General features: G+C 45.1%; 15 protein-coding genes and 1 pseudogene. 4 read left to right on the forward strand and 12 right to left on the reverse strand.

Annotation, left to right across the window (positions count from 1 at the left end):
• Positions 1–24 precede the first annotated feature (24 nt).
• Positions 25–1128, forward strand: coding sequence for a hypothetical protein (locus ACLSU7_RS18425; protein ID WP_413293361.1), 1104 nt, complete (start codon positions 25–27; stop codon positions 1126–1128).
• The gene (locus ACLSU7_RS18430; RefSeq protein WP_413293362.1) at positions 1125–1595 is read left to right on the forward strand and encodes a hypothetical protein; all 471 of its coding nucleotides are present in this window, start codon (positions 1125–1127) and stop codon (positions 1593–1595) included. Before ACLSU7_RS18425 ends, ACLSU7_RS18430 begins: the two co-directional genes overlap by 4 nt.
• Before the next feature lie 51 nt (positions 1596–1646).
• On the opposite strand, the gene ACLSU7_RS18435 is transcribed toward ACLSU7_RS18430, so the two are convergent.
• The 4 genes from ACLSU7_RS18435 to ACLSU7_RS18450 all read right to left on the reverse strand — a co-directional run bounded on the left by ACLSU7_RS18435 (position 1647) and on the right by ACLSU7_RS18450 (position 5156).
• Positions 1647–1901 (reverse strand): hypothetical protein, encoded by a 255-nt coding sequence (locus ACLSU7_RS18435; protein ID WP_413293363.1) that lies wholly within the window; start codon positions 1899–1901, stop codon positions 1647–1649.
• Between the two features lie 551 nt (positions 1902–2452).
• Entirely contained in the window at positions 2453–3619 is a 1167-nt protein-coding gene (locus ACLSU7_RS18440) for a bifunctional 2-methylcitrate synthase/citrate synthase (RefSeq protein ID WP_413293364.1), read from the reverse strand.
• 164 nt (positions 3620–3783) lie between these two features.
• Complete coding sequence (locus ACLSU7_RS18445; RefSeq protein ID WP_413293365.1) at positions 3784–4605, reverse strand: hypothetical protein; 822 nt, start codon at positions 4603–4605, stop codon at positions 3784–3786.
• A gap of 68 nt (positions 4606–4673) precedes the next feature.
• Positions 4674–5156: a hypothetical protein gene (locus tag ACLSU7_RS18450; RefSeq protein ID WP_413293366.1), complete on the reverse strand. Its 483-nt coding sequence runs from the start codon at positions 5154–5156 to the stop codon at positions 4674–4676.
• Positions 5157–5365: 209 nt separating this feature from the next.
• On the opposite strand from ACLSU7_RS18450, the gene ACLSU7_RS18455 reads away from it, so the two are divergent.
• The gene (locus tag ACLSU7_RS18455; protein WP_413293367.1) at positions 5366–5782 is read left to right on the forward strand and encodes a hypothetical protein; all 417 of its coding nucleotides are present in this window, start codon (positions 5366–5368) and stop codon (positions 5780–5782) included.
• Positions 5783–5821: 39 nt separating this feature from the next.
• On the opposite strand, the gene ACLSU7_RS18460 is transcribed toward ACLSU7_RS18455, so the two are convergent.
• The 6 genes from ACLSU7_RS18460 to ACLSU7_RS18485 form a co-directional block, all read right to left on the reverse strand.
• Positions 5822–6580 carry a flagellar motor protein MotB gene (locus tag ACLSU7_RS18460; RefSeq protein ID WP_413293368.1) on the reverse strand — a complete coding sequence of 253 codons (759 nt, stop codon included), beginning with the start codon at positions 6578–6580 and terminating at the stop codon, positions 5822–5824.
• Positions 6581–6582: 2 nt separating this feature from the next.
• A complete protein-coding gene (locus ACLSU7_RS18465; protein WP_413293369.1) occupies positions 6583–7371 on the reverse strand; it encodes a motility protein A in 789 nt (262 codons plus the stop codon).
• A 15-nt stretch (positions 7372–7386) separates the two neighbouring features.
• On the reverse strand, positions 7387–7965 hold the full coding sequence (locus tag ACLSU7_RS18470) for a hypothetical protein (protein ID WP_413293370.1): 579 nt from the start codon (positions 7963–7965) through the stop codon (positions 7387–7389).
• Positions 7955–9799, reverse strand: a complete 1845-nt coding sequence (locus ACLSU7_RS18475) for a hypothetical protein (protein WP_413293371.1) — start codon at positions 9797–9799, stop codon at positions 7955–7957. Before ACLSU7_RS18475 ends, ACLSU7_RS18470 begins: the two co-directional genes overlap by 11 nt.
• The gene (locus tag ACLSU7_RS18480; RefSeq protein WP_413293372.1) at positions 9796–10407 is read right to left on the reverse strand and encodes a tetratricopeptide repeat protein; all 612 of its coding nucleotides are present in this window, start codon (positions 10405–10407) and stop codon (positions 9796–9798) included. The genes ACLSU7_RS18475 and ACLSU7_RS18480 overlap by 4 nt, the downstream gene beginning before the upstream one ends.
• A gap of 155 nt (positions 10408–10562) precedes the next feature.
• Complete coding sequence (locus ACLSU7_RS18485; RefSeq protein WP_413293373.1) at positions 10563–11336, reverse strand: hypothetical protein; 774 nt, start codon at positions 11334–11336, stop codon at positions 10563–10565.
• Between the two features lie 49 nt (positions 11337–11385).
• Here ACLSU7_RS18485 and ACLSU7_RS18490 point away from each other — a divergent pair, with 49 nt between their 5' ends.
• Positions 11386–13110 carry a SpoIIE family protein phosphatase gene (locus tag ACLSU7_RS18490; RefSeq protein ID WP_413293374.1) on the forward strand — a complete coding sequence of 575 codons (1725 nt, stop codon included), beginning with the start codon at positions 11386–11388 and terminating at the stop codon, positions 13108–13110.
• Positions 13111–14186: 1076 nt separating this feature from the next.
• Here the strand turns inward: ACLSU7_RS18490 and ACLSU7_RS18495 are convergent.
• Both ACLSU7_RS18495 and ACLSU7_RS18500 read right to left on the reverse strand, forming a co-directional pair.
• Positions 14187–14477: pseudogene (locus ACLSU7_RS18495) on the reverse strand (hypothetical protein); the annotation flags it as partial.
• The gene (locus ACLSU7_RS18500; protein WP_413293375.1) at positions 14477–15565 is read right to left on the reverse strand and encodes a hypothetical protein; all 1089 of its coding nucleotides are present in this window, start codon (positions 15563–15565) and stop codon (positions 14477–14479) included. The pseudogene ACLSU7_RS18495 and the gene ACLSU7_RS18500, both read right to left, overlap by 1 nt.
• Between the last annotated feature and the right edge of the window lie 185 nt (positions 15566–15750).

Raw genomic sequence — 15750 nt, forward strand, 5'->3', positions numbered from 1 at the left:
TTTTGCTACCATTTTTATATGAGGATGAGACGGTATCTCCTTCCTATTGGCATCGTATTGGGCACCGCCGCTTTGGGGTTTTTCCTGAGGCAAGGCCCCATGTTGTCAGCGGCCCCGGTTACTGAAAAATCCTCATCTCATATCGAAAAAAAACCAGCCTCCGAATCTCAACCGGTCGTCAAAACCAACGATCTTTTTTGCGAAAAAAGCTATGACTCCATCTGTAAAGGCAATGCCGTAGCGGATCCTACGGGGGAGACGTCCCTGGATTATCGCGGTGAAATTCGTGCGCTGCGTGTCTTGCGTCGAATCGTGCGAACAAATCCTGGTTGGACGACAGAGCAGATTGAAGACGAACTCGTTACGCGCATTTATACTCCGGAACGCAAAGAGAAACTGCACCGGATCTTTGAGCTCGTGCGTACGCAGATGATTGAGTATATCAAACAGCAAAGTTCCAAAACATTTTCCGATGTTGATAAGGCGACGCTGATCGAGCGTATTTCCGCGGTTAAATTGGAACTACCTGAAGATCGCACCACATACTCGGATGCGACAGATCTTTACACTAAGAGCGAAATTTATTACGAACGCAGTCATGATGGCCAGATTCACCGCGTGCGTGTCGGTGGAGCCTATGTTTTAAATACGTCTTCTGAATTTAGCATCATCTTTACAATGGCCCATGAGCTGGCTCACTCCATCGACCCTTGCGGTATTCAGGGAGAGAATTTGAATCAAGCCGTCTACAACGAACTGGTACAATGCTTTGTGGATAGTCAGTGGATCAAAAAAGAAGAAGCTCAATGTGGCAACAAAGATAAAACCTCTGAAGTATTTGCCGATTGGGTGGGCTCAGAAATTTTAGCCAGATTCCTGCGCACGCAAACAAAGTATACACTTGAAGAAAAGACCCGGGCCGCGATCAATTCCGTTCGGGACCTGTGCGACGACTCTTCAGGATTTGAGAAAGTAAATTTGGAATACTATCCAACAGATGTCATTCGCGTGAAATCAATATTCTCTAAAAACACTTTGTTAAGAAAAGAATTGCAGTGTGCAAACTCTGGAACTGTGAAACCCTATTGCAGATTCGAGCCACCTAAGTTGAAAGGGCCACAACGATGAAATCACAATGGCTTTCAAATTCGATCTTATGCTTGTCAGCGGCCATGCTTGCTGCCTGTGCGACAAAGCCCACTAAGGAAGAAACTTTTATTCCGCCCGGCGTTCAGGTTGTTCCCAAGAACACAATAAGTATTAATTATTCTTTGCGCCACAACGCCTATTTGTTTCAGCTTCAGTCCGTGAATGATGCTGACTTTAGCGCCAAAAGTGCAGTGAACGAAAAAGTGATCGAAGACCGGAAGATCGCTCGCGACAAATATATTTCCATTGCGAATCGTATTTACGAATTTGCCGAAAGCTATAAGAAAACAAAAGCTGGCTCGGAAGAGTGTAAATCACCATTCAATATCCGCATGGAAAAAAATGGGCAGGTGAACGAAGTCCAAGGTTGCCGCAGCCAAGATGAATCGGGAGAGCTGGGTAAAATCATTCGCGAAGGCGAAATTCTATTCTACACCGAGCAATAAAAAGTGTTGGAGTCCCGCGATAACTGCGAAACGAGACTCCAACCAACTCAACTATTTGCCTGCAGCAGGTTGTTGAGATTCAGGAAGAGCTTGCTGAGTGTTTAGCTCTTCAATAGTAGATTTCTTTTTCTTGATAACACCTTTGCTATCTTTTTTGATTTCAGAATGTTGTTGAACAGTCTGGCTGTTCATAGAAGAGCCTTCAACAGAAGGTTGAGAAGAAGCTGGAGCAGCAGATTCAACAGCGTAAGCTGAAGAGAATGCCAATACAGATGCTAGAGCCAAAGTTGCTTTCAATACTTTCATTAAATACCTCCAAAACAAATTAAACAAAGTTCAAAACAGCTATCTAAAAAGCATGCTGAACCTATCTAAAAAACATCGCAACAAATTCGGTGTGAAATTTTCTTCAAACGCTCCACTCATTTTCATGCCACGCACTAAACTACCGTAAATAGAGCGCTTCTTTCTTAGAAGTTTAGTAAGACTAAAAGTTCGTCACAATGATTTGAAACGTCACAACATTTTGCAATGGTCTTTTCCTTTTACATAATTCAAAGGACAATTTTGAAGTCACCGGATTTGAATTTTCCAAGCGCATCTGCCTCGGCTCCGTCGGTCTCACACCCACTTCTCCGCGACACGCCGTCCAGGCTCAGCCGTGGCTCGCCTTTGGCGAGTGCGCGCCATCGTGGCGCCCACGGAGGTCGCTGCGTAGTAGGTATGAGCCCGCCGAATCCGAGTCAGCTGCGCTTGGCAAATTCAAAACGGGATTTAGGTTTTCTTTGATTTTGTAAAAAAAAAGCCCACTCTTTCGAGTGGGCTTTTTTGCCATAGAGAACTAAGAATTTTAGAAACTAGTTTCTTTCTGACAAAGGTACAACTTTACGTTGTTCAGCACCTACGTACTCAGATAGAGGACGGATGATTCTGTTGTCAGCGGCTTGTTCCATGATGTGAGCGGACCAGCCAGTTGTTCTTGCCATTACGAAGATCGGTGTGAAGAAGTCGATCTCGAAGCCCATCATGTAGTATGCAGGACCTGCTGGGAAGTCCAAGTTCGGGTAGATTTTCTTTTTCTCTACCATTACTTTTTCTAGAGCAGTGTACATTTGCATCCATTTTTGTTCGCCAGTTACGTCAGCCATAACTTGTGCATATTTTTTCATCGTTGGTACGCGAGAGTCGCCAGAGCGGTAAACGCGGTGACCGAAGCCCATTACTTTTTTCTTTTGTGCCAATGCATCGATCATCCACTGTTCAGCTTTAGCTGGATCAGCGATCTCTTTCATCATGTGCATAACCATTTCATTCGCGCCACCGTGCAAAGGACCTTTCAACGCGCCGATACCTGCAACAGTTGCAGAGTAGATATCAGATTGAGTTGAAGTCACAACACGTGCTGTGAATGTAGAAGCATTGAAGCTGTGTTCAGCGTAAAGGATCAAAGAAACGTCGAAGGCTTTTACAACTTCTTTTTGAGGTACTTTACCAAAGCACATGTGGAAGAAGTTTTCAGCCATCGTCAAATCAGCTTTTGGAGGAATGAAATCCAAACCTTTTTTGAAGCGGTAGTCAGCAGCAACAGCTGTTGGGATTTTTGCCAACAACATCATCGCTTTGTCTAAGTTTGTCGCTGGAGAAGAATCCCAGATACGAGCGTCTTCAGCACCCATGAAAGAAACGGCCGTACGGATGGAATCCATCGGGTGACATTTTTGTGGAAGTGATTTGATCACGTTCAACAAAGTCGCAGTGATATCGCGGTTTGCGCGTTCTTTTTTGGTGAAGTCTGCAAGTTGAGCCTTGTTTGGCAACTCGCCATTGTACATTAGGTATGCAACTTCTTCGAAAGAGCAGTTTTCAGCCAAGTCTTGAACTGGGTAACCGCGGTAGATCAAAGAGTTTGTGTGTGGGTTCACTTTAGATACAGAAGACGTATCCATTACCACGCCATCAAGACCTTTTTTTACGTTCATTTTCTCTGGTTCTGGAACGTAATCTGGATTGATATATTCAGCCATAATTTCCTCCGAAAGGTGCTGCCAGTTTCTGCAGAAGCACCGCATTAAGTTAAAGTAAAGTAATGGCTCGAGGCTAGACCTTGCCTCCCCCTCGGTCAAGAGGAGGAGGGGAGGAGGCAGTGTGGCAGGTGGGATTTTCGCTGCGTTTGTTAGGGAAATGGCGTCTAAACAGAAACTCTGACTGCAATTGAGGCAGTGTAACCGCCGGTTGACGCGTTAGATATGACCGTGAGCATTTCCGTGCTGGTGCCGTCGCTAAAGATTCCATCCGAAGAATTATCCATCATACCGGAAGTTCCTTTATAACCATAGGTCGTTTGCGCGGCGACCGCTTTATTAGTGCTCATCGGAAATGCGAACTGGGTGATTTTAATGGGGGAGGCGTCATCAAGTCCTGCATAAACTTCGGCATGAATATGAATCGCACGCCCCGTGTACCAACCGGGATAAATCGTGGTGAAGGTCACCTCGCCATTTGAATCGGTTTGTTGAATTCCACGAAAATAAGTTTCTGAGCTTGAGTGCGAACCACCATTATTCGAAGCTGTATAAGCTGAATACTGACCTGTTGGAGTGCAGTGCCAGATATAAATATAATAATTAGGAATCGTCGCGCAGCTGTTACGCACATTTTGCAACGAGATATTTAAAGTCAGAGGCACTCCCGAAAAATTTTCTGCAATGTCCCTGCGCACGATCGGAGAGCCCGTATAGACTTTATCGAGGCGGGTGGCGGTTCCATCGCCTGCGGTGTTTGAGCCATCGGCGGGAAATGGTCCGTTGGTTTCTGTCGCACTTTGCACGCAAGATCCACCCGTCGTATCACTGCCGTCACTTGAATCCGTGCCCTCTGACGAGGAAGACGTGACAGGACTAAACCCCGTTTGACTGCATCCAGCGAGCAGCATCGTTGCTCCGGTTCCTAATAGCGCCACTAAAAGTTGGCGTCTTTGCATTCCATTGAACTTGGGTGCGTGATCGCACATATCATACCTCCGTATGGATATAGAATACGGAGGAAATGTTGAAGGACCGTGGACTTCTCGAATTGAAACTAAGAGCCGTGATACACGATCACAAATGAATTATAGTAGCCGTCAGCGCCCTTAGTCGCGCGAATCATCACTTTCCTGTCTTGAGAATTAAAGATCCGTCCATATTCGTCGGCTACGTTAAATAGTTTTGTGCATTTGTGAGCATTCCACTTTACCGCGACGGCTTTTAAGTTTTGTGTGGATGGATCCAAAATCGCACTGTCACTTTCGGGAACGACCATTTGGCAAGTACTCCCGCCGTGAACGCGACGACATTCTAAATTGAACAACTCCGTGGATTCCTCTTTAAATCGAGCGCGTTTGATTTCAACTTCACCTTCTAAAACAGCAGGGGAGTGGATGGCATCAAACAAAACCGAGGCGTCGTTATCAGATGATCCATCTTCAACTGTAATAACCGCGAAATATTTTTGAAAGCTGACGGAATTTTTAGCGAAAGCAGTCGACGTTATAAATGCAGAACATAACAAAAGATACTTCATAGGGGTGCGGAGCCTCCGTTATCCCTATGTTTACTGAGGGAGTGAGGCGAAGCAAGAGTTAATGCGGCAATGAATACAAAGATCTGCCGGAATGGACGGGTTCTAAAATTTCGAAGGATGAATTCGAATCGTTCTATTATACAGAGCGAAAGAGACCGGGCATATACGTTCCGGTAACGAACTAACTACTTTTTAATAAGGAATCACTCATGAACTCTATGAAAGCAATTATCGCAGTTTTGGTTTTGGCAGCAGCTCCATTGGCAATGGCACGCGAGTGCACGGATGCTCAAGGGAACGATATCTCGAATCAACCGGAGATATTTCAAGAATTGATTTCAAAGTCTGCGAACTGCTATGAAGCAAAAGAATTGGCGCAGGCTTGTGCTTGGGGCTCGAGCCTTGACAGTACAACGGCATTCAATGCGTATGCTGTGTGTGAAAAGGATTTGGTAAAATTTAAGGCGCCAAAAGCCGATACAGACTTGTTGAAAACTATGGAAGAACGTTGCCAGGCACATCATGACCTAAATGGTGGAACGATGGCTATCTCTTCAACAGCCTACTGCCACTTGTCGGCAATTTCTTTCATCGTGAATCTTATTTGGGAAAACGAAGTTTACTAATTGATAAAATGAAAAAGCCCGGTTCATCACCGGGCTTTTTTATTCAGTTATTTCTTTAAAGACCTTGATCACAACCCGGCGATTTTTAGACCGGTTTTCCAGGTTCGGCGTTCCGTCGGCGTTTTCATTCGGAACAATCGGTTTGGTATCGCCCATTCCAATCATGGATAGCTGTTTTCTGGCAAATCCATTTGTTTCAAACAGCTGAGCAATACGAGCGGCACGAAGTCCCGAAAGTTCCCAGTTACTTGCGATAATAGGGTGGGAGATAGGGGCGCTGTCCGTATGTCCTTCAATTTTGATATTATAGCCTTTGGCATCTTTTTGGATCGTGCCAGCCAATTTGTTGACGATATTTACGGCCTCTTCCTTAACATGGAAGTCACCACTCTCAAAGAACAGTGTCCCTGTGAAAGTCATAGTCACGCCATCGTAACCAGATTCAATTTGCACTTGTTTTTCAAGACCATTGGCTTTCAAAGTTTTCTTCAAGGCATTTTCTAAATCTTTGTAGGGCTCTTCGTAGTGGCCGCCGAATCTTTCCGAGTTGGCTTTCTTCGCTTGCTCTAATTTTGCAACGTCGGGTTTAGACATCGAATACATCATCGCAAAGAAACCCATCAGCAAAGTCATCAAGTCAGCGTAACTGACAATCCAAGGGCCTTCGCCCTCTTCTTTTTTGATAACAGTGGGCGGTTGGGACTCATGATCATCATTGAGTTCCGGATAGCGCTCATGAAGAGGTTTTTGCTCTTCCGGCACTGGCACCGCTTTAAGGTTATTCTTACGCAAACCCATAACTAAGCCGCTTTCTTATTAGCAGATTCACCGCGTTCGCTTGGAAGCAGGTAACTCTTAATGCTTTCTTCCACAACGATCGGATGCTTTTTATCGCGGATCAGTTTAAAACCATCGATCACCATCTGACGGATGATTTGATCCATACGATTCGCCTTGGCCAAGTTTTCACCCAGTGGCAAAAAGATAAAGTTCGCAACAGCGATACCATACATCGTCGCAACCAGGGCGATCGCAAAGGAAGGACCCATTTTTTGAGCAGCATCCGCGCCACCCATATTTGCCATCAAAGAGATGATACCGATAACCGCACCCAACAGACCAAACGCAGGAGGGAACTTTGCCAGAGCCTTAAAGATCTCCGCATCTTCCTCGTGACGGTGAGCCATGTTGTGGGCACGTTTGTTCAGGATTTTATCCATTTGATCCGTGTCGATGGCACCTTCATTCAGCATGCCGATCGCTTCTTTTAAAAATGGAGTTTTCAATCCAGCGTATTTGTCGCGTAGATAGTTGTCGTTTTCGCGGTAACCTTTTGCCAGATCCACCATTTCAGTGATCGCAACATTGATGTCGTCATTTTTACCCAGAGTTCTTTTAAAGAACACTTTACCCAGTGCCAGGAGTTTTTTAGCAGAGAAGCTTAGAAGACTCGCTGCAATTGTACCGCCGATAACGATGACAAAGGCATGCGCATCTAAGAAGATCTTAGCTTTATCAGTCGATGTTACCATCGCTCCGATCATAACTGAGAAGGCCATCAAAAGACCTAATAGTGCTGATAAATTCATTGCCGTACTCCTTAATTAATTAAAACTAAAATACAGGGAACCCGCCAAAGACATCGACATGATTTGACCCGTGCCGATCACCGTCGTTGCCATGATGAATTCTCCGCGAACTCCCATGCGATTCGTGAGCTGAAGATCAGCACCGACGCGCGGGGAGAGGTAAAAACCTGCCGCATTCGAAGTTTTCCCTTGGGCGTCCGGAAGGTTTGCGGATTGCGCGATACCCACTCCCGTGCCCCAAAAATATCCAATATCGCGAAACACGATTTCATTCGTGTTCAGCTTATCTGCTGTCACATACGGTGTTGGAACTGCATTCCAATACCATTGAAAATACAAACCAGAAAACGAGTTCGAAGAAGCGGGTGGACTCATCGATAAAGAGCGCAAATGTTCAAAGCCCAGCAAAAGCTTTGAATGATAGACGTAGTCGACAGAAATCAACATCGTCATCGGACCTTCATCTTCAGAAATTTCATTGGAAGTCGACGTCGTACCCAAACCTAAGCCACCAGCCACACGGAAACCCGCGTGAGCTGCTGGCAAGGCTGCGAAAGTGAAGACTAAAGAGAGTAGCAAAGATCTAAGCAACATTTGCTGCTCCCATCTCACGGTCCACGTAGATGCGTGCAATCGTGATGTTTTCGGCCTGAAGTAGCTTCGCCCATTTTGCCTTCAAAGCTTTCACTTTTTGGTTCTGAACGTTCAGATCCACTTTCGAATTCAATTTCAAATCGTCTGACAAAATCGTCTTCATCATCGGAGGACATTGTGCCAGGATCGCTTCCTGAGCTTGAGGAACTACACGGATCAAATTCAATACTTCTTCCGCGGTCGCAATTTGCGTCAAGCGACGGATGTAATCTGGTTTCCATTCCTCAACAAAGGCCAACGTCACATAGTTGTGTTTCAAGTTGCGGCCATCCATCGGAAGAGAAGGAGAAACTTTGCGCAAAGTCGTAATTTCGTCGACTGGCGTAAGAGTCTGAATCGCTTCCAAAGTTCTTGGGAACAAATTGACCAGACGCGTTTGTTCTTTGGATTGTTGTGACTCAACAACCACTTTAACGCTCGTGTCATGATCCCAGATCTTTTTCACATCCACTTCAGCGTTTAGTAACATGCTACGGATGGTGTTCAATTTATTGAACTCATCCATATTGGTCAGGATGTCTGATTGAGTTTCTTTTGGAAGGTACATCATCGCTAAAGCACGAGTATCATCCGGTTGGTGATCCAAAAGCTCTCTCACATCAGCAGAAGAAGCCTGATTTAAGAAGTCAAATGGACGACGCAAAGACTGGATACCCAACGTTCGAACGCTGATCAAATCCCAATAAATGCCTTTCAGCATCGTCAATTTTTCTGGGTCATCCATCATACCGACATTGCGATAGGCTTCAGCCAGATGTTCTTCATAGTTAGAGATCATTTCTTGTTCCAGCGGGATGCGAAGGGCTGCCATTGCGCCAGTTTCTTTCATGATCTTTTCACGAGCCGTAATTAAACAATCCACAAGGAGAGCAGTCTTAGCAAAACCCTCTTCGTTGGCATCAATCCATACTTTAATCAGCTCATTCGTACGTGCACCGATTTCCATGCACACGAAAGCGATCTTTTTGATCATCATGTCCAGTTCTTCACTGGCAAGACGGCCCACAGGAGCTGGCAATTGCTCTTGCGCTTCGCCACCTAAGGCATCGGTGCCTGTTCCTTCAAGGGCCAGTTCACCTTTTTGTTCAATAGTCAGAGGTTTTTGCGCAGAAGCGATCGAAGCCATGCCGGATCTTAGCAAAAGACCCATAATGAACAGAGCCAAGGCTAAAAGAGCTGCGGCAATAACTGGTGCCCATTTGCGAAGTTGTTGCGCCAAAGTTTCTGGCGGAACTTCCTTCACGGGAACTGCATCTTTAGGTTTTTCTTTTTTCAAAGAGATCTTACCCACTGTCGCTTTAGCCACCCGGCCATAATCTTTGGTTAAACGGTCTTGCAACCATTTATTAAGATCTTTGACGTAAGATTCAGGGTAGGCCTCAGTGTCCAGACCCACGAAGACTTCCAATGATGAAATCTGGAATTGTTTTTCTTCCTTAGCCTGTTCTTTTTTAAGTTTTAGCTCTTCAATCTTACGTTCATAGGAATCAACAACGTTACGAACGTCGATAGAGCCAATGTCCATACCCTCTGGCAGTTTTTCTGCTTCAGGTTCTTTTTCTTTCTTAGGAGGCTGGATCGGGCTTAGCTGAGCACGCACAGCCACGTTGAAAGTTTTCTTTTCCAGGCGTGTGGAAATAAGATCTTCCAAGTTGCGGCGCACTTCATTTTCAATCGCGTTACGCTTACTCACGACGTCAGACGCCAGGTTGTTGGCCTGGGCGAATGCGAAACAAGAGTTAAACAGAACGAGCAGGGCTAAGATCAATCTCATTCGATCGTTCCCCCTTGGTCGCGCTGAATTTTCTCAAGCATCTTGATGGCGTCGCTTGAGCCTGGATCAATTTCCAAAGCTTTCTTATAAAGCTTACGAGCTTCATCGATATTGCTTTGCAAATAGTAAATACCCGCCTTCATGGTTAAGGCTTGGGAGTTTTGGCTGTCAATCGCAAGAACTTTATCCACTTCCTGGTGAGCGGCCTCAAACTGGCGAGTCTCGACAAATTTCTTGGCATTGAAGAAGTACTTTAAAATCTTAGTAGCAGTAGTGGAGGCTTCATCCGAAGGTTTGATTTTAACCTTCACGATACGAGTCAACTCACCCCAACGGTTTGATGGCAGCATGATGGTTTTTGTTTCGTGATCTTTTTTCTCGAAAGTAAATTCCACCCAGTTCGAAGATTCAGGGCTTAATTTCAAAGTTTCCGCAATTTGAACTTCCGTAAGTTCCAGGGGAGTATCACCCACTTTTACGCGATCTGATTTTCCAGTGACAGAGATGTAAACAGCAGCAGTCGAAGGCTCGCTTTGTACAACAAGCTTTGATGAGCATGCGCTCAACAACAACATTGCTGTCATAAGTAGCTTTCTGTTTAGTGCCATTGTTTCCTCCGGAAATGCGAATTTCTTCTCAGGAACTATCGGCTTAACAGAGTTTTTACACAGTGGACTTAAGGTGAGATTGTTTCCAAATGTGAGCGAGGAAACAATTCTGTGACTCCAAATGGATTTTCGGAGAAGGAGAGTCTAGCGAACAATCAACCTTCATTTTTCCGCATGGACACAAATTCTTTGACCGCCAGAAGCGAAAAAATCCCATACCCGACGGAAAGCCAGACGATAAAACTCATCGTGGTCTCGTCGTCTAGGTCAACTTTCTTTTCTTCAGTCGTTGGGCCAGTCGAGCTCGATACTTCCTCGCTCAGGTCTGACGGGGTGTCGAGAGGTCTTTGGTCTTGGGGGATGTCACTTTGTGCGGCCGAAAAAGTTTCCGGTGGTGCTGCGGAAAGTTGCGCTTTTTGCTGACGTTGTCTGCTGCGCTCACCCTGATAAGACATTTTTTCTTCAACCCCAGTGAGCTTTAAGAGGCGAGAGCGATCATTGACCTGAAGAACCGCGGATTCGTCCGCTGCAGAAGACATTTGCACCTGGCCCTCGTCCAAGTGAATCGTGTTTAAATTGTTTCGGCGAGTGATACGAACCAGAGAATCCTTGGTTATGTAAAGATTCGTCTGTTGTGCAAGGTAAATATGGACTTTGCCGTTCGTGCCGGTAAAGACGTTGTCGTTATCGTGAATGAGGTCATTTTCTTTTCCCGGAAGCCAGAGCAATTCACCGGCCATGCGCACGCGAACGTCACCGTCCAGGAAGACGATTCTACCAATAACAGGATACTTCTTAGATTCTTCAGGATTGTTCTTCTGTTTTATTGGACTTGTGTGAGTAGCGAAATAATAGGCAATATAAAGGATCAGAAATCCTGAAAAGACACCATACAATTTTAGGATAAGCTCTGATCGTTTGCTGTTCACTGTTCAGATGATATTGCCTAACCGATAATTTGTTGAGAAAATAATTTCGATGAGCTTCAGAATTAAACTTTTATTGGGGATGGTCCTTTTACCAACAATCTGTTTGTTGGTTTTCTTAAGTCTATCTGTCGTCACATTCGTCGATGACAAAAAGGCTTTCGTATATGAGTGGAATCAGCTTCAATCCCGGTACATCGCCAGTCAGATCGATTTGAATTTGATGCGCATGAAGAACGATCCGCAAGAAGCGCTCTTTGTTGCCCATGTGGATTCATCTTTCAACAACGTTTTGGATGTAGCGGGTCGAGTTCAAAAAGATCAAGCAGTCAGCATTATTAAAACCTATGCGGCTGCGATGTGTTCGGGCTTAAGAAGCATCACTTGGATCGAAATCGAAGGTCGTATGGTTTACACCTACTGCCATAAGGTCAAAAACAATTATGAACTCTTTGCATTTGATCGAAGCCGTCTGGAAGTTTATTTCGCCGAGCGCGGTATCAGTGAAAACATCCTGGTCGGGTATGATGGTTACGTGATAGCGGGGCCTCCGGGATTTCCGATCGGACGTGAGCTGACTTCAATTGTGGGTAATGGCGTTAAAGACATCTTCGACACGAACTTTGAAAAAGGGCGTGTTGAAATCAAAGACAAACGAGACGGGGAAACCTATCTCTTAAACTTCTATCGAATCCCCAATGAGTCTTTGTTAATCGTATCGTTGACGGCCAGATCAGCTCCCGAGAGGGCCGCTTATTTCTTCGTTTACCGCGGTATTATTTTCGCCGTGGCCTTGATGATCATCACCATCATGGCAGCTTTGTTTGCGTCAGGCGCTTTAATCCGAAGCGTGGTGAAACTTAGAAATGCCATGCAAAACTTCGGTGCAGGTCAAATGGACGTGCATCTGGAAGTCGGCTCCAAAGACGAAGTCGGTCAACTTGCGGGTCTTTTCAATGACATGGTGACGCACATTAAGCAATTAATGACAGTACACGAAGAAAAAGCCCGCATTGATGCAGAGATGGTTTTAGCTTCTGACTTACAAAGAAAGTTTTTCCCGTTAGATATATACTCGAATAGCAAGTATCAGTTCGCGGGGTTTTATGAGCCAGCAAGTCAGTGCGGCGGTGACTGGTGGACGTACGTTGAAACCGAAGATCACTTTATCGTTTGTATTTGTGACGTAACCGGACATGGACTGCAGTCAGCACTTATTACTTCAGCGGCTTGTGCTGTGGTAGCAAGTTTCAAATCAAATCTTCAAGGTCCCGCGCAATTGATGCAAGCGATGAACCGAGCAGTTTTTGAAACCTCCCGCGGTGCTTTGAATATGACCTGTTTGATTGCTTCTTTTAATAAGCGCGACAACACGATGACTTATTGTAACGCCAGCCACGAACCGACATACTTTTTTACACCTCGCGATGGTATGAAACGCACGGATATTAAGGTCTTTGAAAAAGTAAATGGTCCACGTTTGGGTGAGTCCTTGGATGCTGAATTCTCGGAAACATCTATTTCATTTGAGGCGGGCAGTGTGTTCCTGTTCTATTCTGACGGTCTTAAAGATATCGTGAATAGTGAAAACAAAGCTTTCGAGGAAAGACGGATCCTTAAAGTTTTGACCAAAGTAACGAATGACTCGATTGCTGCTGATGCGATTTTGAATATGGCTAAGAAGGACACAAATGAGTGGCGTGGGCAGTCCGGTCTAATCGACGATCTTTCGTACTTTATCGTAAAACACAATCCGGAGGGCCCGACGACGCACTAATTCTTAGTTGTTTCGGGCGTAAGCCAGTTGGCTTCAGACTCTTTTAAAATGGGAATATGCTTGTATTGACCGGCCGGAAGGAAATGTCTTTCTTCCTGGGCGTCCTTGTTTTGAATCACCATCACTTGGGGCCCCGTCGTTTTCGGGGCATCCACCCACTTAATTTCATCCCCAAAAAGTTCAGTGATATTGATTTTATTTTTCGTACTGTTTGCAATAACCACAGATCTTGGCTTCATCCTTTTTGCCAGCCAAGGCGGGGAGACGACCTCAATATTCCATTTTCCAAAAGGAATACTTGGAAGGGCCACGGCCTTGTTGTTTAAGCTCGCAAGAGTCTCAATGGGCTTAATGTCCCCGTGGATTTCCTTCGTCGATGCTTCCGGAGTCCACTTCAAGGTGAGAGCCATCTCGTTCATATCAATCTCGCCCACCGAGTGCTTCATCAGTTGTGCCCAGGGAATTCGAGTGAGCGTCCCTGCTGCCAGTTTAAACGTAATTTCAATACCATTGTTGGCATCTTCAAAGCGGATTTTATATTCACCTGCAGGGACGGCGATGGCAAAAGGTCCTTCCCAAGTCTGAGTGTGTCTTTCTCCTGAAATCGAAAAATGCGCGTTTTCAGGGGCACCCGTGATTTCTAAATGAGCTGCGGGTGTTGGAGGTTTTTTATCTTTATCGTTACTAGCACCAGCGGAGCCTGATTTACCCTGGCCCTTCATTTTAAAAATTTTGATATTAGTATTTCCGGTGCGCATGGAATCTTTGATTTCCGTTTCAATCTCTTTGTTTAAAGATTGCGAAGCTTTTAACTGATTCAAAAGATCTTCTTTGGAATCAATATCGGCAAAGTTGATGGTGAAGTTTTTAAGATTCAAATCTTTAAAGCACTGCATCTGGCTTCTGTCTTCTTTAAGATCCAATCCGACCATAAAAATCTCATAGGGCTTTTCGGTTTTAATTTTGGAATCGACTTGCTTTAAATACTCACAAGGATTTTCGCCGCAGGTATCAGCACCGTCGGTGATCACGACCGCGCGAGTGCCAGGATATTTTTGTAAGCGACTCACTAACGCCTTAAAACCCTGGGTGAGCGGTGTTTTACCAAAAGCTCCCGGTTTCATCTCTTTTACTTGTTTTTGCAGGGTCGCATTTTTTCCAGTCATCATGCGAACGTCCTTACATTCTTTTTCAGGTCTGGTACCGAACACAATGGCTTCGGAACTTGCCTGAGGAGGAACCGAAGATAGAAGCGCGTGCACCTGATTTTGCACGATCTGAATCTTTGGAGTTTTGTCCAAAGGCTGCTCCATGGAACCGGAGTAGTCGAGCATCAAAATTAAAGACAGAGCCGCTTGTGAAACCATCAGTAAAGATCCTCACCAATTCGAATAGAAAAAAAGGCGCCGAAATCAGTACGCTCCAGGGAACTTTCCCCGGAAAGAAGAATGTTGTTTGCCAGCGCGGCTTTTTGTTGGTCCAAAAGCACCAAGCCCCCGCCACAAAATCCGAAAGTGATGTCGTAGAGATTAATGTCGGCGGTGCACTTTTGAACTTTCAGGCGGTACCAGTTCAATGTAAATGGATCTTGGCGAAATTGTTGGGCTTCAGAGATCTTTGACATGATGGCCGTGTCAAAGTTCACAATCCAGTGATTCCATTTTGCAGAAACTCCCAATAGCCATGACTGACGATCAAAGGAAAAGTGCTGCAGAGAATTCGTGGACGTCGTCCAAGTTTCGTTATCGTAAATAATGCGGGGACCGATTTTATAGGTCGGAAATGTCAGCCACGCCTGATAACCCAACGATTGTTGAGAGTTTGTCGCTGACAAACTGATATCCTGAGATTTGTATCCCGGTGACGTGGCATAGTTTATTAGCAATTCATGTTGAATCCAGAAAGAACGAAGGCGTGTGGGTTGACCGCGCATCAATTGCACCTGGACGAAAGGCGCGTACTGTGCACCCTCCGAGGATAGATCTGTTTGCAATTGAGTATTTCCAGTCCAAGAACTTTGGGATAAGAGGATCCCGCCGGAAACCGCATAACCCCAATTGAAATTATAAACCGCATATTTGGGTGGTTTGATTTCGGTAGGGATGGATTCTTTTTGGGAAGCTAAGGCCTTTTGATTGATGAAAGGTAGAACGGGATTACGGGAAATCAAAAGGGGATAAAGGGGATCCGATTGAGCGATGATTTTTAAATGCTCATAGTCGGCGTCGCGCTTTTCTATCGGGGGATTCCAGGATTTTTCTTCGCGAACAGAGATGAATTCACAGTAGGGATTGCAGACGTACAGAATCCCTTTCCAGTCTTTGCCCAAGCGTTGATCGAGGTCTTCTTTGGAAAATTTCTTAGTGTCACCCTCTGTCTTAACGGTCGAGGAGGTCTGGGCTAAAGCAGACAAACTCGTAAATACCGTTAAAAGAAAAATTCGCGACCATATCATCTTGAAACTATATGTTCCCCAGTATCAATTGGGTAGACCAGTACTTGAAACTTACCTCATGAGGTCACTCGGATTTTGACTATTTCTTAAAGATGGTAGGGAACAGTACCGAATAGTTTAATATGCGCGCGTATTTCCTACTATTTATATCGATGTGTCTCATTTTGGGATGCTCGAAAAGTGAG

The sequence above is a fragment of the Bdellovibrio sp. HCB185ZH genome, from assembly GCF_047302455.1.
Lineage (GTDB): Bacteria > Bdellovibrionota > Bdellovibrionia > Bdellovibrionales > Bdellovibrionaceae > Bdellovibrio.